Origin of the sequence: Neobacillus canaveralius (assembly GCF_047237705.1) — a bacterium.
In the GTDB taxonomy this organism is placed as follows: domain Bacteria; phylum Bacillota; class Bacilli; order Bacillales; family Cytobacillaceae; genus Neobacillus; species Neobacillus niacini_K.
In genome coordinates, this window is the sequence record NZ_JBDFLL010000001.1 from 3733193 (window position 1) to 3757003 (window position 23811).

Sequence of the window (23811 nt, forward strand, 5' to 3'; positions counted from 1 at the left end):
AATGAAAATTGATAACTCGCTTCCATTAGAATATAGTACCGAAGAAAACAGTTTAAAAATCTTAGGATTTTGGATTTTCCTTGGTGCGGAGATTATGCTTTTCGCAACCCTTTTCGCCACCTATTTCACTTTAGAAAATAGAACTGGCAGCGGTCCAACTGGAGCAGAGATATTCCAAATCACTCCTGTTCTATTTGAAACAATCATACTTTTAACGAGTAGTTTTACAGTTGGACTTGGGATTCATGCGATGCGTATTGGGAAACAAAAAGCGATGATTACCTTCTTTTCCATCACACTTCTTCTCGGTCTGGCATTTTTAGGAGTGGAGATATTTGAGTTTGTTACGTATGTACATGAAGGTGCAGGTATACAAACCAGTGCATTTACAAGTGCGCTCTTAACAACTCTTGGAACACACGGAGCACACGTTACACTTGGATTCTTCTGGGGATTATTCATTATCCTCCAGATCAAAAAACGGGGATTAACGCCACAAACAACCAATAAAGCATTCATCTTTTCGCTTTATTGGCATTTCCTAGATGTTGTTTGGATTTTCATCTTCAGCTTCATCTATTTGAAAGGAATGATGTAATATGAGCCAATTGTTCCCAATGAAACAAGTACTTGGTTTTGTATTCTCGTTACTCCTGACAACCGTTGCGTTAGCCGTATACTTCCTTGATATGTCCTTTGCAGCAGGCATGACAATCCTTCTTGTCACAGCATTTATCCAAGCGGGACTTCAGTTAGTTGTCTTTATGCACGCAGGAGAAACAAAAGATAAAGGTGCAATTTATACAAATGTATTTTACGGTTTGGTCATCGCACTTGTAACAGTATTTGGAACGTTACTCGCTATGATCTGGGATATGTAATCAAAAAAGGAGACCTATTGAATAGGTGCTCCTTTTTTTGATTTAATCGGAACTACTTTCGTCCCTATATATGATTTTTCTAACATCTCATCAGTTACGACTAAAAACACACCAATTAGAAAAATAAACACTGCACCAACGGATGTTCCAATTCCAACTGGAACCAAAATACTGAAACCGTTTACAACTAATCCTGCAATAAAAGTTAAAATTCCAATCGTAAGGACAGTTAGTCCGACATAGGTTACCGCATTCAGTAATCTCTCTCTTCCCCTCATAATAACATATCCCCTTTCTATATATTAATTATTAACCGTGTTCACAAAATTGTCAAACTTTTTTTCGAAAATTAACTAACTATTCTTGACATTATTAAAACAAGCAGTTCCCCATTTAGGCGGAATTGCCTGTTTATGTTTTTTCTTCTGCAGTAAAAACTTTCTTTGCTTCTATTAATAGAATATGATGTCCTTGAATTTCTTTTACAGTGAAAATGATTCCTTCTTCCTCGATCTGATCGCCCTTTTTTGCATCAAAATTACGAGTCAGGAACCAGCCGCCAATCGTATCAACTTCTTCAGATGATAAATTAGTTCCCAAAATATCATTTACTTCTCCCACTAATACTTTGGCATTAAAAAGGTAGTGTTCCGGGTTAATTTTTCGAATTTCAGCTACTTCATCAGTGTCGTACTCATCACGGATTTCGCCGACAATTTCCTCTAATATATCCTCAACGGTTACCAATCCAGAAGTCCCTCCATATTCATCAAGCAGAATGGCCATGTGTGATCGTTCCTTTTGCATTTTCACCAACAAATCATGAATAGGAATAGATTCAATAACTCGAATAACTGGTTTTAACATTGATTGCAAGGTGGTTTCCTTGAGGATTTCTTCTTTCCTAATTTCTTCTGTTAAAATTTCTTTTATATTAATAAGTCCTAATATATTGTCCTTATCACCATCGACGACAACGGGGTAACGTGTATATTTCTCTCTTTTTATTACTTCTCTAACTGTTTCAATGCTATCATTCATATTCAAAGTGACCATTTCCGTTCTTGGAACCATTATTTCTTTTGCAATTCTTTCATCAAATTCAAAAATATTATTCACATATTCCAGTTCGCTTTTGTTAATTTCTCCACTTTCATAGCTTTCCGATAATAAAATTCTCAATTCTTCCTCTGACAATCCCAATTCATTTTCTGAAACAGCTTTAAATCCAAACCATCCAACGATTACACGTGCAGAATGATTTAATATCCAAATAAAGGGGTACATAATTTTATAAAACCAAATCAATGGCTTCGAAGTAGCAAGTGTAATTTCTTCTGCTTTTTGAATTGCAACGGTTTTGGGAGCCAACTCTCCAATCACAACGTGTAAGAACGTAACCGAGGCAAATGCCAAACCAAACGATAAAACATGCGATATGGTCTCATTTAACTCCATTCGCTTAAATAGTGGCAACAATAAGCTCTCAACGGTTGGTTCTCCAAGCCAACCTAAACCTAAAGCTGTAACCGTTATTCCAAGCTGGCAGGCTGATAAATATTCATCGAGGTGGGTTGTCACATGTTTAGCTGCTTCTGCTCCCTTTTTTCCTTCTGAGATTAGTTGCTCAATTCTGGATCCGCGAACTTTCACTATAGCAAATTCTGTAGCGACAAAAAATCCTGTTAGGGCAATGAGTAAGGCGATTAGAAAAAGATTTATGATTGTCAATATCGAACCTTACATGGTGTAAGGCTTACACCTCCATCATTAATTATGTAGGAAAAATTCACCTTTTATTGAAAGGAAGCTGCCCAATGATGAATGCAGCTTCCTTTTCATTCTATCTATTCTAAGTTTTCCTTTAATGAGAGTAAATTATGATACTTTTGTTTCTATTTTCGCCTTTCCTTCTACTTGATCCTTTGATAAGAACCAACCTGCAGCTGCAATACCAACTAAGACAGCATAAAACGTTAATTTCCACTCAGTTGAATGGGCAAAATCCTCACTTAAAACGGCAAGTGATGGATGTGATAGTGTGTAAACCGCAAGCTTAACACCTACCCAGCCAACAATACCAAATGCAGCGATTTCTAAGCCAGGTCTTCTTTCTAATAACTTAACAAATTGATTTGCTGCAAAACGCATAATCACAAGTCCAATAATTCCACCCGCAAAAATAACTAAGAATTTACCACCATCGAGACCACCGATATTGGGAAGCGGCGTTTCTGGTAGTACTACTGCAAGTGCTACTGCCGCTAAAATCGAATCAACGGCGAAGGCAATATCCGCCAATTCAACCTTAAAAACAGTTGACCAAAATCCACTTTTCTTATTATTCTTTTTCTGGTTATCTTCTGAACTTCCCTTGACAGCAACCTTTCGAACAATATGATTAACTGCCATAAATAATAGATAAAGTGCTCCAATTGCTTGAACCTGCCATACATCGACGAGGAAAGATATAATAAACAATGATACAAATCGAAACACGAATGCTCCAGCTAATCCATAAAATAAAGCTTTCTTACGATCTTCTTCAGGTAAATGTTTTACCATAATCGCAAGAACTAATGCGTTGTCTGCGGCTAGTAATCCTTCCAATGCCACTAACACTAACAATACCCACCCATATTCCAGCAATAGAGAAAAATCCATCAACAAGTCCTCCTAAATAGTAAGTTTTATTCTAAAATATCCCTTTTGCTGCAATAAAAAAGACCTTACCAGGAAAAAGTTAAACTTTTTCCAACGGTAAAGGTCTCAAAAAAAAAACACGAAAAGACCTTTACCGTTTTGCAGTAAAGGTCTTGCTAACAACGTCACGTTGCCAATAAAGCCGGAGAAATTACTTCTCGGAATGACGACTTTATTGTCCAGCTACTCCCCTTTAAAAAGGAAATATTTTATTACTAATACTATATGATAGCACCGACAAATCGTCAATACTAAAATTTGGCTATTTGACATAAACCCAGATGTAATATTATTAATAGGAAATCCTTTACATTTCTGCAAATGTAACCGAAAATAATAAATAATTACCAATTCTCATCTAAGGACATACTAATCAAAAAGGATCAAGGATGTGAAAACATTTGGAGAAAAAGAAAAAGAAGAAATCTCATTTTCCAATCCGCCTCAACCTGCTATTTTTCAGTGTATTTTTGTTATTTTCCATCCTTATTTTGCGCCTGGGATTTGTTCAAATCGTATACGGAGAAAATTTTAAACGTGAATTGGAAAGAAAAGAGGATATTACGATAAACAACCCTGTACCACGGGGAAAAATGTTTGACAGTAATTACCGAGTCATCGTTGACAATGTTCCAAAACGGGCAATTACATACACAAACATGGGCGCGAGCCAGAAAGAAATGCTGGAGACAGCTGAGAAATTGGGAAAATTAATTGGTAAAAACTATGATAAGATGACGCAACGGGAAAAAAAGGACCTTTGGATCCTCAAAAATCCCGAAAAAGCGGATGCAAAAATCACAAAAAAAGAATTAGATTTAGTTAAAGCAAAAAAATTAAAGGATAATGATATATACAAATTAAAGATTGACCGAATCACTGAGGAAGAATTAAGTACGTTAACGCCGGAAGAGTTAGAAGTCTGGTCTATATATCTTGAATTTTCGAGCGGTTATAAATTCACCCCGCAAATTGTCAAAAATGAAGATGTCACACCTGAGGAATTTGCGATTGTGAGTGAGAATCTACAATCTCTCCCAGGAGTCGATACTACTACAGACTGGGATAGATCCTATACATTTGACCAAACTTTAAAATCAATCCTAGGGAACGTAACGAAAACCGAGGAAGGTCTGCCCGCAGACAGGCTGGATCATTTTTTATCATTAGGGTACAACCGTAATGACAGAGTTGGAAAAAGCCAGCTCGAACTGCAATACGAAGATGTACTCCATGGTCACAAATCGAAGGTTAAAACAGTTACAGATAAGCAGGGTAATGTTATTGAAACCGAAGTAGTTACGGATGGGAAAAGAGGCAAAGACCTCGTCCTTACCGTTGATATGGATTTACAATTAGCTGTAGAAAAAATCATAGAAGAAGAGCTTTGGGGATTGAAAAGAACACCTAATACCTCCCTGTTGGATCGCGCCTATGTCGTATTGATGGATCCGAATAATGGTGCCGTTTTAACTATGGCAGGGAAAAGAATCGTTAAAAATCCCGAAACCGGACAATTAGAAATGCAGGATGACGCATTAGGTACCATTACGACTACCTATAATGTAGGTTCTGCTGTAAAAGGTGCTACGGTTTTAACAGGTTTTAAAACTGGTGTTATTAAACCAGGAACTCGTATTAATGACACAGGGATTAAAATCAAAGACACTCCACTGAAAAAGTCCTATTCCTACCTAGGGACGCTGAATGATGTCGATGCATTAAAATTATCGTCAAACGTTTATATGTTCCATACGGCCATTAGAATTGGTAAAGGGAATTACCAATTTGAGCAGCCTTTAAGCCTTGCTCCAAATACGGTAGACATCATCCGAAATTCCTTTGCAAGCTTTGGTCTTGGTTCTAGAACTGGTATTGATTTACCAAATGAATCCAGTGGACTAAAGGGGTCAAGCCGCCTCCCTGGTCATATCATGGACTTAGTTATTGGTCAATATGACACATATTCGCCTATGCAATTAGCACAATACATTTCCACGATAGCAAATGGCGGAAAAAGAATGAAACCTCATATTGTTAAGGAAATACGTGAACCGATTGATAATAATACAGACGAAATCGGTCCTGTTTTCCAAGAAATTAAACCAACTGTCCTGAATACGATTGATGCCGAACCTGCATGGATGGACCGGGTCCAATTAGGATTCCAAAAAGTATTCCAGGAGCAAGGGGGAACAGCATTTAGACGGTTTGCCGGTGCTCCATACTCTCCCGCTGGAAAAACTGGGACCGCTGAAGCATTTTACGATGGACCGGAACGTGCTAAGTTCGGGAAGGAGCCGCCTCCGGTAATGAATTTAAGCCTAGTCACTTATGCACCAAGCACCAATCCTGAAGTGGCAATGGCTGTGATAGTTCCTTGGGCATACCAAGGAACAACCGATAATGGAGCAAACTTTCTTATCGGCCGAAGAGTGTTGGATACCTACTTTGCAATGAAGAATAATTAATTAGAAAAAGGCGTCTGGTACATATATCCAGTCGCCTTCACTCTTATAGTTACCACATCTCCTGCTTTTTCATGGGTTCGGTCACTATAGAGCTTTTATAGTTACCACATCTCCCCTTTTTTCATGGGTTCGGTCACTATAGAGCTCTTATAGTTACCACATCTCCTCTTTTTTTACGGGTTCGGTCACTATAGAACTCATTCATAACAGACGCCTTTCTCGATTCACGCTATCTTATTGGTAAAACATAAAACAATACGCAAAAAAAGTGAAGCACGGTTCCCGCGATAACGAATAAATGCCAAATTGCGTGGTGATAGCGGAACCCACGCCATACATAAAATATTGACCCAAATGTGTAAAGGAGACCGCCAATCATTAAATAGGTCATCCCTTCAGAAGGCAGCTTAGCTGCTAATGGATTCCAAGCGAACACCATCATCCAACCCAAAACCACATAGAGAATCGTCGAGGTAAATAAATATTTTTTTGCAAAAAAGCATTTAAAAATGGTACCGGCAATCGCGAGTCCCCAAACTACCCCAAACAGCGACCACCCTAAAGGACCTCTAATCACAACCAGCAAGAATGGTGTATAAGTTCCAGCAATAAAAAAGTAAATAGAGGAATGGTCAAAGATTTCAAATATATCTTTGGCTTTACCCTCAGGGAAACTATGCACCAATGTTGAAGACATATACAAGATGAACATGGAAGCTCCATAGATTGTAAAGCTTACAATATGCCATGCAGTCCCATAAAGGGAGGAAAAAACAATTAGGACAACCAAAGCTGCAATACTTAGTATTGCACCAATGCCGTGCGTAATCGAATTAGCAACCTCCTCATTCCGTGAAAAAATATGTGTGTTTGCCATTGCCTTCAAAAACTCCTTTTTTAACTCTTGTTCAATTTCTCCATTAACTCTATTATGCTCTTTTTTGGACTCCAGCAGTTAAATTTATAATGAGTTTTCGTTTCATATCCCAAACGACTGCAGTAATAAACCATTCCATTTGATTTTCTTTCAGCCTTAAAATGACTGCATGTGGCACAGTAATGGAAATCCTTCATTATTTCCCCTCCACAGATTTACCAATCTATTAATTATTCATTCATAGTTTGTTCATAAATTTCCGTTAAGATAAATACAGGTTCTCGTAACAAGAACCAATCCTCCCCCCTTTTATTTATATAGATTCTTTTCCAAATACCCGGCAATTTGCCGGGTACATTTTTTATAACGAAAACACTAGGTACACCGCTGTTCCCCACATAATAATAGCAGATATTTTATTTAACACGTGAAGGAAACTGCCACTTTGATCAAGTTTTCCTACCAATCTACCAACAATGGATAATCCAAAAAACCATAACCAAGAAACGAAAATACAGACAATCGTAAAAACTGCCTTTTCTATTCCTATGTACGTTAATGAGCTCGTTCCGATTACACCAATGGTATCCATAATGGCATGAGGATTTAACAATGAAACAGACGCAGCAAAGGTGATTTGTTTCCGTGCTGAAAATAATTGAACACTATTCTCCGCTGTACTAGGTTTACTTTTCCATGTTACATAGCCCATATATAATAAAAAAGCAATTCCAATCACACTCAACGCTATTTTTAAAAAGCTGATTTCTAACACAACTGCAGAAATCCCTAAAACAGCCAACGAAATTAAGAGTGTATCACAAAGTGCAGCTGTCATAACCACTGGTAATGCGTTTGTCCATTTTGGCTGTATTGCTCCCTGATTAAATACAAATACATTTTGTACCCCTAAAGGTAAAATCAGCCCAAAGGCTAAAATAAATCCATGAATTGCAGCACTTATCATCTTGTCTCTCCCAAACATAATAATACTGGCTGTCTACTAATTAGCAGACAGCCTGTTTATTTGATATACTATATTTTTCTTTGCATAAAGATTTCAGGGTCATCGAGTGTTTGAAAACCGTATTGTTCATAAAGACCATGAGCGTCGTAGGTACATAACATCATTTTCCGAACGTCTTTTAGTTCGGATTGCTCCACCAGCGTTTCCATCATCCATTTCGATAAGCCTACTCCCCTGTATTCAGGAAGGACAAATACATCCATAATCCATGCGAATCTAACAAAATCAGTTACCGCCCGGACAAAACCTATTTGCTTTGCTTCCCCTTTTGCAGGATCTCCCTCGTACATTCCAAAACAAATCGAGGATTTCTCAATCGATTTCTTTACTTTTTCGATCGTAATCCCTTTGGCCCAGTAAGAATCAACACTTAAAAAATGGTGAATCAAATCAGTATCAAGATATTGCTTATCTGTACTAATAGTAAAACCATTCTTTTCCCAACTAGACATGTTCCATCACCTTCCAAAATTAGGAATAAACTACTATCTTATTGTGCTGAAGTATACTTCCTTCCGTCCCTGTCAATAACAATACCAAACACTAGTAGAAAGAGGTGTCATGGTATGAAGGGAATCTATTTTATCAATGATAGGATAAGTTTAAATGGGCTTTCGAAGGAAGAAAGCTTTAAACTCCAAGAACAATCCATATTACCTTACATTCAACAACATAATATTGAAGTCGTAAAGCTAAATCCTTACCAAATTTATGACTACTACACCATACCGCATGCACTATTACATGATCTAAAAAAGCATAGAAACTTCCTTGATTGTTTAATTCAGTACTCTCCTTTTGTAATGGAAGATTTTATTAATACCTATCCAGCACGATGGTTTATTTTAAAAAGCTTTTTTAAAGAAGTCATTACAATCGAAGAAAAAGAACTTCCAGTAAAATACATTGTTTAGTCGACAGATTCCTTTGCCATTTTACGATATATGACAAAAAAGTAAATGATAAAAATAACCAGAATATAACCGCCATATAAACCAAAAGAAAATAACTTATTGCTGCTAAAAGAAGCACCTGCATAGGACAAAATCAGGATGTTTGGGATTTTCCCCAGCGTGGAGGAAGTAAAAAAAGTTAACCAATTCACCTTGCTTAAACCGCAGATGATGTTGACACCGGGCGCAGGGATGATGGGAATCAAACGGCAGGTTAAGATTGCAAAAAACGAATTTCGATTAAGAAACTCTTCGTACTGCTGGAGCTTCGGATAGTTCAATAACTTAGATTGAGCATAATCCCTGAAACCGTACCTGCTTAGTAAGAAGAAACACATTGTTCCAGCCATGGCTCCCGTCAAGGAAATGATTACTCCTTGAGTGGTTCCAAAACCACCGCCGATGACACCCGCTAGAACAGGAAAAGGAATTACTGGAAAAAAGACACATATGGCAACAAACAGCATGCTGATGAAAATGGAAAGGATTCCACGTTCCATAATTAATGTAAGTAATTCATCTTTTTGTAAAAAACCAACGGCAATGACCATCAATAATATTGAAATGCTCAGGATTCTTTTAAACATTGAATACTCCAAATCTAATTTACTCTTCATATTAAGTATAAAGGTTAATGCCCCGTACATAAACTATAAATTTTCAGAACTTTTTCGAACAAATAAAGACCTTTATCGTTTTGATAAAGGTCTTTATTTGTTCTATTAAAATGCTGTTCTAGCGCCAAGGTATCTTGGTTTCCAATACGGATTATTCATATCGGTAATGGTTACACCTGTTGATGTCCCAGCATGAATGAATTTGTTATCTCCAATATAAATTCCCAGATGAGACGGACCAGGTGCATATGTGGTAAAGAAAACAAGGTCACCAGGGCTTGGGCTGCCAACTGCCTTAAGACCAGAAAACTGTGTTGCTGCTGTTCTTGGAAGTGAGATTCCTACTTTTTCAAAAACGTATTTTGAGAAGCCGCTGCAATCAAAACCTGCTGGAGTATTTCCGCCCCATAGGTAAGGACTGCCAATATACTTCTTCGCTTCTGTAATCACCATTTGCGCTTTTGAAACAGTAGAAATTGGCGCTGGAGTTGGAGCTGCAGCTGTCCCTGAAACTTTAAGTACTTGTCCGACATAAATGGTATCCGTGGTCATGTTATTAAGAGATTTCAGCTGTACCACTGTTAGATTATTCCGCGTGGAAATCCCCCATAAAGTATCGCCTTTTTGAACGGTGTAAGTGGAAAAGGATTGAGTTTCATGCGAGTGAGGTGCCAATAATGATAGTTTTTGATTTACATAGATGCTATCACTAGAAAGATTATTCCAAGCTTTTAAATTTGTAACTGAGACATTGTTATTTTGCGAGATTCTCCAAAGCGTGTCCCCTGATTTAACTGTATAGACATTCTCATGTGCACTTACAGATCCACCAAAACTTGTAAACAAAATGCCGGCAGCTGCCGCAACTGTCAGTAAATGTTTTTTCATGGTTGCTCTCCTCTATTCGTTGATAAAACTATCATAAAGGAGAGTACCTATTTGTTAATATCCTCAACATATGGGTAATTAGGAAGTATATCCCTGCGATGGGAATGAAAGCACTCACGTAACACACACCTAAATCGCTTCCATCCCTTATATACCAAGGATTTCCGCTTAATTTCACTAGTAAAAATACAATAAACATTCGTAGTTTGGTATTTTTTTGTAATAGAAATGTAGAAATTTTGTAACAAACCTTATGAAATATTGTAACAATCGTTTCATGCACAACGAAAAGACAAATTTATAATAAACCTATAGAAACATTTTTAATGGTTTTTAATTGGTTTAAAAAATATTATGAATCTTGGTGATATGTATGCAAGGAATAAGTAAAGGACATCCACATGCAATGGGACATCCGCATGGAATGAAAAAAATCGATTATGACGTTAATCCGTTTATTGTCATTTGGGAAGTAACACGCGCGTGCCAGCTAAAATGTGTTCATTGCCGAGCAGATGCACAACTGACTCCAGATCCACGTGAACTAACGCATGAAGAGGGAATTAACTTAATCGATCAAATCTATGAAATGGATAATCCGATGCTTGTATTCTCAGGCGGAGATTGTATGATGCGAGAAGACCTTTTTGAACTTGCTGACTATGCAGTTAAAAAAGGTATGCGTGTTAGTATGACTCCTAGTGCAACACCGAATGTTACGAAGGATAAAATGCAACGTGCAAAGGAAGTTGGTCTTTCACGCTGGGGCTTAAGTCTTGACGCACCGACGGCAGAGATTCACGACAAATTCCGCGGAGTGCCAGGTTCTTTCGATCTGACGATTGAAAAAATTAAGTATTTAAATGAACTGGGAATGCCATTGCAAATCAATACGGTTATCTCCCGTTACAATTATGACCATCTTGAACAAATGTCTAAGCTTGTTGAAGAACTTGGTGCGGTTATGTGGTACATTTTCTTACTAGTTCCAACAGGTCGCGGTCAAATGGATGCGTGTATCACACCTGCAGAGCACGAAAAAGTTTTCCGCTGGTTGTACCAGCTAAGCAAAACTGCTCCATATGATATTAAAACAACGGCTGCTCAGCATTATCGACGAGTAGTTTTACAGGAGAAGGCACGTGACCATGTCATTGAAAAAGGTGAAATTCGCTACGAAGATTCAATCACAACGGATTTCGCTTCGATGCACGATGGCTTAAAACGCGCACCAAAGGGTGTAAATGATGGAAATGGCTTTGCATTCGTAAACCATATTGGGGACGTTATGCCAAGCGGCTTGCTCCCAATCGTGGGCGGTAATATCCGAGACACTCCACTTGCAGAAATATATCGTGAAGCAAAGGTATTTAAAGACCTTAGACAGCCAGATAACTATAAAGGTAAATGCGGCGTCTGCGAATTCAACAAAATCTGCGGCGGTTCCCGTTCAAGAACGTATGCAGTAACTGGCGACTATATGGAAAGTGAACCATTCTGCGTTTATATCCCGCAGTCCATGCGTAAGAAAGCTGCACAGACAGTCTAATAAATTGCAGGCATTCCGATTGGAATGCCTTTTATTATTCTACTAATCCTGTATCTTTAATTTGAACGTCGGTATTTTTGAAAAAATACTATGTTATCGGTATGATGGATAAGTATCGTTACAATATGTTAAAGAATTACGGAAGAAAAGGTGTTATATGATTAAGACGTTAGCTGTAAATGATAATTATGAAATAATAAAGGACATCGATGTTGCGGAAGCATTAGGAGAAAAATATCTATGGACTTGGATCGATTTTTATCAGCCAGATGAAAACGAAATTGAGCTATTAAGAAATCCACTTCACTTCCATCCCCTGGCCATTGAGGATTGTATTCATACATTACAACGCCCAAAGCTCGATTACTATGAAGACTATACCTTTTTTGTTACTCAAGCTTTGAATCAGGAAACGTTACAAAAAGAAGAAATTAATTTTTTTCTTGCTGAAAAATTTATTGTTACCTTTCACCAACAGCCTTCCCAAGAGATACAAGAGGTATGGAACCGGGTAAGTCTTACAACAAATAGTACGAAGTGGCATCCATCACAAGTTTTATATCACGTGCTAGATAAAATGGTTGATAATTACTTTCCGCTTGTATACAAAATTGAGGATAAATTAAATGAAATCGATGAGAATTCCAAGGGGAGACAAATGGAGCTTTTACTAGAGGACTTATTTGATACAAGACATGACCTTCTTTCACTGCGGCATACTATTACCCCGATGAGAGATCTTGTTTATCGAATTATTAATTCACAGCGATTATCTTTCATGCAGGTAAAGATTGAATACTTTTCTGATATCCATGATCACTTATTAAAGTTAACCGAAATGGTGGAAGCAAATCGTGAATTAGCAACTGATATCCGTGACAGTTACATAACATTAAACTCACACCAAACGAACCATGTGATGAAGGTTCTTACTGTTATTACAACTCTTTTCATGCCACTTACCTTCATTGCAGGCATATATGGGATGAATTTTCACTATATGCCCGAATTAACATGGAAGTATGGTTACTTTGTTACCCTCTTCCTAATGTTACTTGTCGTTTTGGGGATGTCGCTGTGGTTTAAGAAAAAAGGCTGGTTTAAATAAACAAAAAAGACTAGCCTTCTAGTCTTTTTTGTTACTCCCAATTTTCATACGTAACCGTTCCACCTGTTAAATCAATTGTGTTCCGCTCTCCCTTATAGTAAGTCCTTCCATCCTTTTCAAAAATATAATTCTCATAGGTAAAAACCTCTTTTCCGTCTGGTAGATGGACAACCACTTTGGAACCTAGATTTTCTTCAGGCGATTCAATTTTAATCGAACTTTGATAATAGTAGCGAAACACGAAGAAGCCCATTGCTAATATGAGAAAAGTTAGAATGAAAAAAAATGGTCCCTTCCAAGAAAATTGCCTTGTCTTTTTATGATATAGTTCAAGCCTGGTCATTTTTCTCCCCCACAAACCTTTTGTTATTTGATACTTCAGAATTGTACCTTTTATTGCCAGTACTATCGGTTTCTCACCGTACCTTCTATGAATAATCCATCACTTTCAAAACTATGCAGAACTACCGAAAAAGTTGACAGGTATTGTTTTTTAGATTGATTTTTAAATAAAATGCTATAATAGGAAAGAGTGTTAAACAGAAAGGGGATTTAGCTTTGACAAACAAAAACACAGAGGAAACGATGAAATTACTTGTGGATTTAGTATCAATCCCGAGTCCATCAGGAAACACCACTGAAGTGATTTCCTACGTAGAAAAATACCTCGCAGAATTAAAAGTAGAAACTAGACGAAACCGTAAAGGCGGTCTAATCGCAACATTAGATGGAAAGGATTCAAGTCAGCACCGCATGCTTACTGCACATGTGGATACACTCGGTGCTATGGTTAAGGAAATAAAGTCAAACGGAAGATTAAAAATTGACTTAATCGGAGGATTTAAATATAACTCTATTGAAGGTGAATATTGCCAAATCGAAACGAGCAGCGGTAAAAAAATAACAGGTACTATCCTAATGCACCAGACCTCTGTTCACGTTTATAAGGACGCTGGAAAAGCAGAGCGTAACCAAGACAATATGGAAGTCAGAATTGATGAAAAAGTACATAATGCCACTGATGTTAGAGCCCTTGGAATTGAGGTTGGTGATTTTGTTTCTTTTGATCCACGAGTTGAAGTTACATCTAGCGGATTTATTAAATCCCGTCATTTAGATGATAAAGCAAGCGTGGCGATTCTTTTACAATTAATCAAGCATGTAAAACAAGAAAATATTCAATTACCATACACAACACATTTCTTAATCTCGAACAATGAGGAAATTGGCTATGGCGGAAACTCTAATATAACACCTGAAACGGTTGAGTACTTAGCGGTTGATATGGGTGCTATGGGTGATGGCCAATCAACCGATGAATATACGGTTTCTATCTGTGTGAAGGATGCCAGCGGACCGTACCATTACGGACTTCGCAAAAATCTAGTACGGCTTGCGGAAGAAAACAATATCGAATATAAACTCGATATCTATCCCTTCTATGGGTCTGACGCCTCAGCCGCTATTCGTTCTGGGCATGATATCGTACACGGATTGATTGGACCAGGGATCGATTCCTCACATGCATTTGAACGCACACATGAATCATCGATTGAAAATACAGCAAAACTTTTATACCACTATGTTCAATCTAATTTAGTTATTTAAAAAAGGAGATCTTTTTATGCTTTCAAACATTGGTGTACCCGGGTTAATCTTAATCCTAGTTATTGCCTTAATTGTCTTCGGTCCGAATAAACTGCCTGAGATTGGTCGTGCTGTTGGTAAGTCCATTCGTGAATTCAAGCGTGCAACAGAAGGAATCACAAATGACATCAAAGAAGAGTTTCAGGATGACCTCAAAGAGGCACAAAAGGAAAGAATTGACCTAAAAAAATAAGTGCAAGCTGCATGAGCAGCTTGCTTCTTTTATCGCCGTGATTTATCCGCAAATGCTTGAAGTTGATTGACTAATTTCTTCCTCGCCTTATCATTTCTAAGTAAATAGGCTGCACCCAATGCAGCAGTTGTCATAAGCAATCGATTTCTTGCCATCGGCAATCCCTCCTTCATTACTTTACTACCTAAATGTTCCCTTAGATTAATCTTTTTAACAGCAAGTCTTATTATTTGCGATTATTTAATTTACGACACAAGATATATGTTGTATTCTAAATATATAGATAATTATAAAAACTCAGATTGTTCTACCCTTCCAACCTTATAAAAAAGAAGGTGTTTTTAAATGTATTATCATTTATTTGCTGCCCTCTTATTTTTCGGAATTTCCCTTTCGATACCCTCCATTCCTGAAACCTATATGGTGGCAATATTACTCTCCGGTTTTATTGCACTACTCATCTTTTTAAAAAGTTTATTTCACCATGTAAATACCAAATTCCTAATTCAAGCAAGAAAAGCAGAAAACGAAAATATCGTAAACCTCTCCACATTTAAAGGCAAATTTGTCATGATTCAGAATGAAGAGTCACCATTATCAGATGAATTTACTTTTATGATTTTTCATGATGGTTCAATAGAAATTCCCCTTTTTTGCCGAAATCATAGTGTAATACAAAAAGCTGCACACTCCACAAGTGAGTTAATTGTGTATTACAAGGATTATATCCTTGTCAATGTAGAGGAAATTGAAAAGACACCAAATCGTTAGAGGTTTGGTGTCTTGCATTATTTTCGAGATTATTCTGCTAACATTGCTTTAATCTTCTCGTTATGTTGTTTGGATTGTTCAAGCAATTGATTTAATAGATCTGCAGCCTGCTTATCATTTTTCGCCTCAACTGCAGCCTTTAGTTCATGGAAAGTTTTCCAATGCCCCATAGCCTTACCGCCATGTGCTTTTTGAACAAATTCTTCTTTTGTGATTTTTCCTTCATCTAATTGTTTCTTTAACTCCTGAATTTTCGCCATTTTCTCTTGCTTCCACATTTCGCGTTTCTGTGCATTTTCGGGACTTAGCCACTTCGTTCTTAGTTCTTTCCTCTCCGCTAAAACCTTTGTCCATTCTGCTTTTTTATCGGGAGTATATTGATCCACCCATGCTAACAGTTTTTGCTCACGCTCTAGCATTTTTGCCTGCCAGTCTTTGTGACTATGATCTTGTTTTTCACAATCACACTCTTCTGACTCCATGTCCGCTTCTGTATCCTGAGAGCCTGGAACCGGTCTTTTTTCAGCTTGTTTTTCGTTATCATTAGGTGTCTGAACATTCGCAGATGTAAAACCTGGCATGACAAGTAATAATCCTAGCATCATGATCAACAATCTAAATTTCATTTCAATCTCCTACTTTCTTTGCTATATTCGTTCAAAATTTAACCAGTAATTAAATTTGCACGAATTTATCATTCCCATTACGTCAAAAAAAAATTTACCAATTTGACAAAATTTAAGCAAATAACCTACTTGTTTATTCCTTTAGGTTATCGTATTCTATGAATATAGAAGATATGTGAAACATTTCACAAGATAGAACGAGCAGAAAAGCTCGATATTTTTTTAAGTTCTTCTGTGAAATAGTTCACAATATAAATCGTAGATAATTTTACTTATTGTTGGGAGAGGGATTAATATGAATAAGCCAAAAATCGTAATCTTAGGAGCCGGATACGGAGGAATCATCACGAGCAAGAAGCTTGAGAAGCTTCTAAAATCTGGAGAAGCAGACGTAACTTTAATAAACAAACATGAATACCACTATATTACGACACAGCTACATAAAACTGGAGCGGGTACGGCATCGGATCGTCAAATTGCTATGGAAATTCCAGAGTTGATTAATGCACAAAAAACAAATTTTATTAAAGGCAGTGTAACGGGTGTTGATGTTAAAAAGCAAACTGTAAACCTTGAGGACGGCGAATCTGTAGAATATGACTACCTCTTAATTGCTCTAGGTTTCGATATTGAAACCTTTGGAATTCCTGGAATAAAGGAACATGCCTTTGCTATCCGAAGCTTTAGAAGCACGAAAGCCATATATAATCAAATCGTAAGGCAATTAACTCAATATAAAGAGGACAAGGACCCATCACGCCTAACTTTCGTTGTGGCCGGGGGCGGATTTACAGGAGTTGAAATGCTTGGTGAACTAGCTGAAGGACTTCCAAAGCTTTGTAAAAAGTATGATGTCCCATTTGAAGAAGTAAAAATTGTTGCTGTCGAGGCTGCACCGTCTGTCATTCCGTTTTTCCCTAAGGAATCTGTACAATATACAACTGAAGTATTAGGGAAGTTTAATATCAGCATGTATATGTCTACGAAAATATTAGAATGTACTCCTGAGAAAGTGGTTCTTGAAAATGATATCGAGATTCCAACACGTACTTTAATTTGGTCATGTGGTGTGAAAGGAAATCCAATTGTTCAAAACTGTGGTTTACCTATTGTAAAGGGCAAACTCCCTGTTGATTCCTATCTCCGCGTTAAGGACATGAAAAACATCTTTAGTATTGGTGACTGTTCCTTATTTATGAAGGATGAAAAAAATGCACTGCCTCCAACAGCACAGGTTGCCCTTCAGGAAGCTGATGTTTGTGCAAAAAATATTGTCGCTGCTCTTCGAGGAGAAAGCTTAAAAGCTTTTGAATATCATCACAAAGGTTCTGTAGCATCTATCGGAAACTTCGCTGCTGTAGGGAAGGTTGGTAATTTTAGACTTTCTGGATTATTTGGTGCCTTTATGAAGCAAGTAATTGAAGCACGCTATTTACTTAACCTTGGAGGTCCTTCCCTCATCATTAAACAACACTTTGGAGTTAGTAAAGAACCAGTTAAAGTGACTGCCAATCAGTAATTTAGTTTAACCAATGGAGTAAGGATTCCCTCCCTTTCTTCCCATTGATTAGAATATCCCTTATATATACCGTTGCCTATATCCCCCAATATCAGGCAGCAAAACCACCTTTTAAAGTGAAGGTGGTTTTTTTGTACAATAATATTTTTCTTAATAGGACTTCTGCCCTCCATATTAAGAATGACCTGAATAGTATAATAAGAAAGCCAAATTTAAGGGGAATGATCCAATATGAGAATCATAAATGAAAAATTCAGCAACTATTCCCACTTAATAACCGATGAAAGGATTGCTCCACATTTACCCGAAACAGCACTACTAAATGAGAGCAGCTTTTATGAATATATAAATAAATACTATCAAGTGTACTTACGTCCCCGTCATGACTATAAAATCTCTATTTTAGTTACTTCTTTAGATGATCAACACTTTCAAATCGAATCAGGAAGCTTACGTGAAGTCATTCAAGGAAAAACCGAAGTGTACCAGTTTATTGAAAATAACCTGCTTGATGGTAAAAGGTTTATTATTCAACAGGCATTTCCCCGTTTAACGGTCGATGAAAATCACTTTGATATTAGAGTGTATGCAGTAAAGATTTCTTCTAAATGGTCCATTACTGAAAAAATAACACGCATCACCCCTGATGGATACTTGATTACCGATGAAGTGAAGGGAGTCTTTCCCCTATCTTCCGTTCGCCCAGTATCTTCTTTTAACAGCATATTTCATGAAGCTTGCAATCAACTAGATAAACTCGCCCTCTTAATTGCCGAAAAACTAGAGGAGAAATATCCTGCATGCAAGTTTGTGATGATGGATTTCTTCCTTGATTTGTTAGGAAAACCTTGGCTAAACGAAATAAGGTATAGATTTTCAGAGGGTAAATGGGATTGGTATCAAGTGTTAAGAGGTGAGAAGGATCTCTTCCCTTATCTGCCTGAAACCTACCCTTTCCATGAAAAGGTCCTGCTTTATTATCTTGAAAAATATAATAGCTGTATCATTAAGCCCAATATAAGCCAATGGGGGATCGGGATAGCCGTCATTACTCAGCTAGAAGATCAATCCTTTCAAATCCATTCAGAGCGAAGCAAGATTCCTATTAATGATTTCAAAGAGTTGTTAGAAAAAATTCAAGAGCGGTATACTTCAAAAAAAGCTTATCACATCCAAGAAAAAATACATCTTGCAACAATTAACGACTGCCCATTTGATGTCAGAGTCATGGTCCAACGTAAAAATGTTAACTCTGTATGGGTTGTTACGGGTAAAATCACCAGAACGGCCGCAACTGGATTTATTGTTACCAATGTTGCAAAGTCATTATCGACCGTGGAGGATGCTTTAAACGCCTCCAAGATCAACATCAAAAATATCGATTCACTGCTATGGGAAATCGACCAACTCGGGATACTTATTGCGGGACAACTGGAGAAAGTGTACCCTGATGCATGCTTATGGGGTATGGACATTGGAATTGACCAGAACGGGAAACCATGGTTCATAGAAGCAAACCTCGTTCCTGACGTATCAATTTTCCGTTACTTATCTGATAAAACAATGTTAAATAGAATTAAAGAATACCTAAGAGAGGCAAGAAAAAAATCAGATGACCAATAAAAAAGAGTTATTCATTTTCCAAGAATAACTCTTTTACTCTTATTAATAGACATCCTTTTTTGTAAATACATAAAAGGAAACAAATAATCCAGCAGCCCACCATGCGAGAAGAACCATCATTGAAAAGGACAATGTCATACCTTCGATTGGCGGTGGATTTCCATTCATGTAGTTTGTTAACTTCAAATTCACCATAAAGAAGTACTTAGCTGACTCCCACGAAGAAACCATGTTACTTAGGATCGCACCAGCAATGAGAGCGGCTAACATTACACCCATACCGGCAGCTGTACTGCGGATGAGTACGGATAACATGAAGGAAAGTGTTCCCACTACGATGGCCACCAGCCAAACAAGTCCAAAATCCATTAATAAAAACTGCCATTGATCGATTAACTTCACGCTGGCAGTATTTAGACCCGCATCACTTACACTAAACCCAGTCAATACTGGTGCTCCCCAACCTTTATATCCAAACACCAACCCTGAAATACTATAGGACAAGATGCCCGCAATGGCAATTATTAATGAGATGGCAAGAGTAAGGGTTATGTACTTACTTATAAGGACCTTCCACCTCTTAACTGGTCTTGTCAACAGCAGCTTAATAGAGCCTTGACTGTGCTCAGAAGACACGATATCACTGGCAATTACCATCACCATTAAAGGAATAAACAATTCAATGGAGTTCTCTAAAAAGATCCTCATAAACGTAGGAGCACCTGGCTCTGATGGGTTTATATCGTGATCAAGATAATATTGATTTTGCTGTAAGGCAATTTGGAGCTGTTGTTTCCATTCATCAGAAATCCGAGGGCTGCTGATACGGTTTTGCTGATCAATGATTGTTTGTTGTATGATGGTCCGCCAATCGTCTGTTCCTAACTTTTCTTTTTGCCGTTCATTCTCTTTATATTGTGCATAGGTGAATAACCCAACCAATATACCAATGATTATCGCTATAACCACTAATCTCTTTTTTGCAATTAGTTTCATCATTTCATTCTGAATGAGCTTATTCAATCGAGTCACCCCCGGTTAGTTCGAGGAACAAATCTTCTAATACTGGCATTTTGCGATACATCTGAGTCACAGAGACTTGTGCTTCTACCAGCATTTTATTCCACTCAGCAGTCTTCATTTCATTGTATTCCGTCGAAATCGTACCGTCTTCCCTTTCTTCAATGGTTGTGACGGAACGTAACACTTCTTTACCTTTTTCAAGCGGATGGAAACACCAAACTACTCGTTCGCGATTGGATAACAAGTTATCGACTGTATCGGTCGTAATCACGGTTCCTCTGGAAATAATCGCCACTCGATCACATAATAATTGAATTTCACTTAATAGATGACTGGAAACAAGAACGCTTAGTCCTTCTTCTTCGGCAAGAAAACGGATAAATTCCCGCATTTCTCTTATGCCAGCAGGGTCTAATCCATTGGTTGGTTCATCAAGTATTAATACCTTTGGTCTTCCTAAAAGTGCCTGAGCAATCCCAAGTCTCTGCCTCATCCCTAAGGAATAGGTTTTAACTTTATCATGAATGCGATCTCTTAAACCTACAAGTTTAGTTACCTCACTGATCCGCTCTTCCCCTATTCCATCCAGCATTCGTGCAAAATGGAGAAGGTTGTCATAACCAGACAAATACGGATATAATTCAGGGTTTTCAACGATACAGCCAAGGTGTTTCATCGCTTCCTCAAAGTGATCGACGATATTATAGCCGCCAATATGAATGCTTCCGGATGTTGGTTTGATTAATCCAACAAGCATTCGGATGGTTGTCGTTTTCCCAGCACCATTAGGACCTAAGAAACCGAATACCTCACCCTCCTTTAACTCAAAACTAATTCCTTTGATGATTTCTTTTTTGCCAATTACTTTTTTTAAATTATGTACAGATAATGTAATATTCTCCATATGGCCGGTCTCCTTACCAGGTTAGCAATGAAGCCACTCGTTCAGCAATTAAACGGTACCCTTTTGTATTCGGATGGAACTTGTCAGTATACAGATAATCATTAACCTTCAACTCGAAGAGATCAAATGTTGGTACAAAAATGATTTTTGGAAATGCTGCGCTTAATTCAGCACTTTGATAGTTCCAGTGACGAACAACTGCTGACATTTCTTTCCCCTGCTCTAATTCACTAAAGGGATTATATAAACCGATGAAGAAGACATTTGCTTCACTATTGCTTGCACGAATCTGTTGAAAAATAAAATTCATATTCTCAAGAAATTTTTTCTCAATATCCTCAATATCAGCTGTTTCAAATTCTAGCAAACCTTGTCCGCCTCTGAACAAATCATTGCCGCCCATTGTTACTAAAATCATATCTGCACTTTGCAGCTGCCGCTTCACTTCGGTTTGCTGAATTTGCTGCTTAAGTTGGTCGGATTCTTGACCACTTATGCCAAGATTCGTCAGCCGAACATCCTGGTTTGATTTTTCCTTTATTTCATCCAGAAGGTAACCTACGTAACCTTTTCCTGTTTCGTCACCTGTACCTCTTGTTAGGGAATCACCTATTGCCACAATATGTAAGCCATCTTTTTTCTCTGCTTTTTTTTCTACTTTGGTTTTCTCTTGGATTTTATCAGGTTTGCCTGCATAATATTCGGCTACAGCCCAGCCTAGCCCGGCCAGCCAGAGGATACAAAAAAATACCGATATAATTGTTACAGAGCGTATGACGTTCTTATTCAAAAAGCTTCATCCTTTCTGGCTATTTCTACCTTTTATTTAATCACAATTACTGAATGAATCAAACTTTCAAGACAGAAAAAAACCGATTTCCTAAACGGAAACCGGTTCTTTGGTCACACTTTCTTCTAAACTGCCTTTTGGTCCAAAGAATTCAAAGTGAATTCTCTCTTGTGCAACTCCTAAATTCTTTAAAGAAGTATTGATTGATTTCATAAATGGCACAGGACCACAGAAATAGAAGTCCGCTTCTAAAGTAGGAATGTTCTTAACGAGCCAATCCTCTGTTACATATCCTTCTACATCAAAGCTATTGTTCTTACGGTCTTCTTCTGTTGGTGAATCATAAAAGAAAAATGAGTTTACATTGTCTAGAGCTGATAGTGAGTCAACTTCCCCTCTTAATGCATGAACATTGCCATTAGCTGCTGCGTGAATGAAGGTTACGTTTCTTTGCGGCTGGACATCGACCACTGTTTTTAACATACTCAACATTGGTGTAAGTCCAACACCACCGCTTAGTAACACAACAGGAGTATTTTTTTCAGTATCAAGAACAAAATCCCCTGCAGGAGCACTAACCTTTAAGATTTGTCCTTCTGTTACAGTATCATGAAGATAATTTGAAACCATTCCGTCTGGATTTGCTGTGCCTGCTTCACGTTTTACGCTAATACGGTAATAATCTTTACCCGGTGCATCGGATAGACTGTATTGACGAATATGTGTAAATTCCTCACCATCGATTTCAAGTTTAATACTGATATACTGACCTGGAAGGAATTGGGCAATTTCATTGTTGTCTGTAGGTTTTAGGTAAAAGGATGTAATCACATCACTTTCTTTTACTTTGCGGTCAACCACAAAACTACGGAAACCATCCCAGCCGCCTTTTTGTTTTTCAGCTTCTTCATACATCTCTGCCTCAACACTTATAAATGCATCCGCAATTACACCATAAGCCTCTGCCCAGGCGTTTATAATTTCATCTGTTGCAGCGTCACCTAAAACATCTTTAATTGCTAATAATAAGTGTTTCCCAACAATCGGATAATGTTCTGGTTTAATGCCAAGACTTCTATGTTTATGAGCAATTTGTTTAACAACTGGAAGAATTGCTTCAAGATTATCAATATATTGAGCCGCCGCATAGACAGTCCCTGCTAGGGCTTTTTGTTGTCTACCTTGCTTTTGGTTTGCATGGTTAAAGATATTTAATAGTTCAGGATGATTACCAAACATCATTTGATAAAAACGTGTTGTAATGGCTTCTCCGTGTTTTTCCAAAACTGGAACTGTTGATTTGATGATTTCAATTGTATTGCGATTTAACAAGATTATCACTCCTTATGTAGTGGTTATTACTGTTTATATAGTGATTATATGAGAAATAACACTTAAAGTAAGTGATGCAAATCACACATCATTAAATTTGATTAATTAGAACCACTAAAAAGAGTACCTACAATAGAATCTTAGATTCTTAATTGAGTAACCAGCAAAAATACAATAATAAGCGGAGGTTTTCCGCCTAAATGCATAATGTAGCTGATTTCGGGGTAAATAAGCGGAGGTTTTCCGCTTATTCATAGCAAAATCCTTTATTTTCGAATTTTCAACTTAAATAGGCGGAATCCCTCCGTC

27 protein-coding genes are annotated in these 23811 nt (G+C 37.5%); 11 read left to right on the plus strand and 16 right to left on the minus strand.

The genetic code is table 11. The annotated features are described in order from the left end of the window. The first annotated feature begins 1 nt into the window (after position 1). Positions 2-598 carry a cytochrome aa3 quinol oxidase subunit III gene (qoxC, locus tag ABC255_RS18735; protein WP_307302560.1) on the plus strand — a complete coding sequence of 199 codons (597 nt, stop codon included), beginning with the start codon at positions 2-4 and terminating at the stop codon, positions 596-598. Between the two features lies 1 nt (position 599). Continuing rightward, complete coding sequence (gene qoxD / locus ABC255_RS18740; protein ID WP_335530148.1) at positions 600-881, plus strand: cytochrome aa3 quinol oxidase subunit IV; 282 nt, start codon at positions 600-602, stop codon at positions 879-881. A 14-nt stretch (positions 882-895) separates the two neighbouring features. Here qoxD and ABC255_RS18745 read toward each other — a convergent pair whose 3' ends face one another. From ABC255_RS18745 to ABC255_RS18755, 3 genes are all read right to left on the minus strand, one after another. Continuing rightward, positions 896-1159, minus strand: a complete 264-nt coding sequence (locus ABC255_RS18745; RefSeq protein ID WP_412995852.1) for a hypothetical protein — start codon at positions 1157-1159, stop codon at positions 896-898. A gap of 133 nt (positions 1160-1292) precedes the next feature. Continuing rightward, positions 1293-2612: a hemolysin family protein gene (locus ABC255_RS18750; RefSeq protein ID WP_412995854.1), complete on the minus strand. Its 1320-nt coding sequence runs from the start codon at positions 2610-2612 to the stop codon at positions 1293-1295. A 147-nt stretch (positions 2613-2759) separates the two neighbouring features. Continuing rightward, positions 2760-3545 carry a TerC family protein gene (locus ABC255_RS18755; RefSeq protein ID WP_412995855.1) on the minus strand — a complete coding sequence of 262 codons (786 nt, stop codon included), beginning with the start codon at positions 3543-3545 and terminating at the stop codon, positions 2760-2762. Between the two features lie 440 nt (positions 3546-3985). Between ABC255_RS18755 and ABC255_RS18760 the strand changes: the two genes are divergently transcribed. Then, positions 3986-6055 (plus strand): peptidoglycan D,D-transpeptidase FtsI family protein, encoded by a 2070-nt coding sequence (locus ABC255_RS18760; RefSeq protein ID WP_412995857.1) that lies wholly within the window; start codon positions 3986-3988, stop codon positions 6053-6055. 229 nt (positions 6056-6284) lie between these two features. Here the strand turns inward: ABC255_RS18760 and trhA are convergent, their stop codons facing one another. From trhA to ABC255_RS18780, 4 genes are all read right to left on the minus strand, one after another. Beyond that, entirely contained in the window at positions 6285-6932 is a 648-nt protein-coding gene (trhA, locus tag ABC255_RS18765; RefSeq protein WP_412995859.1) for a PAQR family membrane homeostasis protein TrhA, read from the minus strand. Between the two features lie 52 nt (positions 6933-6984). Continuing rightward, entirely contained in the window at positions 6985-7110 is a 126-nt protein-coding gene (locus ABC255_RS18770) for a hypothetical protein (RefSeq protein WP_412995861.1), read from the minus strand. Positions 7111-7293: 183 nt separating this feature from the next. After that, positions 7294-7899 carry a LysE/ArgO family amino acid transporter gene (locus ABC255_RS18775; protein ID WP_412995863.1) on the minus strand — a complete coding sequence of 202 codons (606 nt, stop codon included), beginning with the start codon at positions 7897-7899 and terminating at the stop codon, positions 7294-7296. 68 nt (positions 7900-7967) lie between these two features. After that, the gene (locus tag ABC255_RS18780; RefSeq protein ID WP_412995865.1) at positions 7968-8411 is read right to left on the minus strand and encodes a GNAT family N-acetyltransferase; all 444 of its coding nucleotides are present in this window, start codon (positions 8409-8411) and stop codon (positions 7968-7970) included. 114 nt (positions 8412-8525) lie between these two features. Between ABC255_RS18780 and ABC255_RS18785 the strand changes: the two genes are divergently transcribed. Then, positions 8526-8873, plus strand: a complete 348-nt coding sequence (locus tag ABC255_RS18785) for a hypothetical protein (RefSeq protein ID WP_335530170.1) — start codon at positions 8526-8528, stop codon at positions 8871-8873. Here ABC255_RS18785 and ABC255_RS18790 read toward each other — a convergent pair. After that, on the minus strand, positions 8870-9499 hold the full coding sequence (locus ABC255_RS18790) for a TVP38/TMEM64 family protein (protein WP_412995868.1): 630 nt from the start codon (positions 9497-9499) through the stop codon (positions 8870-8872). The genes ABC255_RS18785 and ABC255_RS18790 overlap by 4 nt on opposite strands. Before the next feature lie 135 nt (positions 9500-9634). Continuing rightward, on the minus strand, positions 9635-10417 hold the full coding sequence (locus ABC255_RS18795; RefSeq protein WP_412995870.1) for a C40 family peptidase: 783 nt from the start codon (positions 10415-10417) through the stop codon (positions 9635-9637). Positions 10418-10823: 406 nt separating this feature from the next. Between ABC255_RS18795 and ABC255_RS18800 the strand changes: the two genes are divergently transcribed. Together ABC255_RS18800 and corA are read left to right on the plus strand one after the other, a co-directional pair. Continuing rightward, positions 10824-11966: a TIGR04053 family radical SAM/SPASM domain-containing protein gene (locus ABC255_RS18800; protein WP_412998587.1), complete on the plus strand. Its 1143-nt coding sequence runs from the start codon at positions 10824-10826 to the stop codon at positions 11964-11966. 157 nt (positions 11967-12123) lie between these two features. Then, on the plus strand, positions 12124-13074 hold the full coding sequence (corA, locus tag ABC255_RS18805; RefSeq protein ID WP_412995872.1) for a magnesium/cobalt transporter CorA: 951 nt from the start codon (positions 12124-12126) through the stop codon (positions 13072-13074). A gap of 31 nt (positions 13075-13105) precedes the next feature. On the opposite strand, the gene ABC255_RS18810 is transcribed toward corA, so the two are convergent. Continuing rightward, complete coding sequence (locus tag ABC255_RS18810) at positions 13106-13417, minus strand: hypothetical protein (RefSeq protein ID WP_335530190.1); 312 nt, start codon at positions 13415-13417, stop codon at positions 13106-13108. 242 nt (positions 13418-13659) lie between these two features. Between ABC255_RS18810 and ABC255_RS18815 the strand changes: the two genes are divergently transcribed. Beyond that, complete coding sequence (locus ABC255_RS18815; protein WP_412998588.1) at positions 13660-14682, plus strand: M42 family metallopeptidase; 1023 nt, start codon at positions 13660-13662, stop codon at positions 14680-14682. Between the two features lie 16 nt (positions 14683-14698). Next, a complete protein-coding gene (gene tatA / locus ABC255_RS18820; protein ID WP_412995874.1) occupies positions 14699-14914 on the plus strand; it encodes a twin-arginine translocase TatA/TatE family subunit in 216 nt (71 codons plus the stop codon). 29 nt (positions 14915-14943) lie between these two features. Here tatA and ABC255_RS18825 read toward each other — a convergent pair whose 3' ends face one another. Continuing rightward, positions 14944-15069, minus strand: a complete 126-nt coding sequence (locus ABC255_RS18825) for a hypothetical protein (protein ID WP_335530196.1) — start codon at positions 15067-15069, stop codon at positions 14944-14946. Positions 15070-15259: 190 nt separating this feature from the next. Between ABC255_RS18825 and ABC255_RS18830 the strand changes: the two genes are divergently transcribed. Continuing rightward, positions 15260-15685, plus strand: a complete 426-nt coding sequence (locus ABC255_RS18830; protein ID WP_412995876.1) for a hypothetical protein — start codon at positions 15260-15262, stop codon at positions 15683-15685. A 29-nt stretch (positions 15686-15714) separates the two neighbouring features. Here the strand turns inward: ABC255_RS18830 and ABC255_RS18835 are convergent, their stop codons facing one another. Beyond that, on the minus strand, positions 15715-16311 hold the full coding sequence (locus tag ABC255_RS18835; RefSeq protein WP_412995878.1) for a hypothetical protein: 597 nt from the start codon (positions 16309-16311) through the stop codon (positions 15715-15717). Between the two features lie 295 nt (positions 16312-16606). On the opposite strand from ABC255_RS18835, the gene ABC255_RS18840 reads away from it, so the two are divergent. Next, entirely contained in the window at positions 16607-17830 is a 1224-nt protein-coding gene (locus tag ABC255_RS18840; RefSeq protein WP_412995879.1) for an NAD(P)/FAD-dependent oxidoreductase, read from the plus strand. A gap of 231 nt (positions 17831-18061) precedes the next feature. Continuing rightward, positions 18062-19453 carry a YheC/YheD family protein gene (locus ABC255_RS18845; RefSeq protein WP_412995881.1) on the plus strand — a complete coding sequence of 464 codons (1392 nt, stop codon included), beginning with the start codon at positions 18062-18064 and terminating at the stop codon, positions 19451-19453. Between the two features lie 42 nt (positions 19454-19495). Here ABC255_RS18845 and ABC255_RS18850 read toward each other — a convergent pair whose 3' ends face one another. The 4 genes from ABC255_RS18850 to hmpA all read right to left on the minus strand — a co-directional run bounded on the left by ABC255_RS18850 (position 19496) and on the right by hmpA (position 23502). Continuing rightward, positions 19496-20476 (minus strand): ABC transporter permease, encoded by a 981-nt coding sequence (locus tag ABC255_RS18850; protein ID WP_412995883.1) that lies wholly within the window; start codon positions 20474-20476, stop codon positions 19496-19498. Next, complete coding sequence (locus ABC255_RS18855) at positions 20469-21380, minus strand: ABC transporter ATP-binding protein (RefSeq protein ID WP_412995885.1); 912 nt, start codon at positions 21378-21380, stop codon at positions 20469-20471. The genes ABC255_RS18850 and ABC255_RS18855 overlap by 8 nt, the downstream gene beginning before the upstream one ends. A 13-nt stretch (positions 21381-21393) precedes the next feature. Further along, on the minus strand, positions 21394-22170 hold the full coding sequence (locus ABC255_RS18860) for an SGNH/GDSL hydrolase family protein (RefSeq protein WP_412995887.1): 777 nt from the start codon (positions 22168-22170) through the stop codon (positions 21394-21396). A 90-nt stretch (positions 22171-22260) separates the two neighbouring features. Further along, positions 22261-23502: an NO-inducible flavohemoprotein gene (gene hmpA, locus ABC255_RS18865; RefSeq protein ID WP_412995889.1), complete on the minus strand. Its 1242-nt coding sequence runs from the start codon at positions 23500-23502 to the stop codon at positions 22261-22263. Positions 23503-23811: the final 309 nt, after the last annotated feature.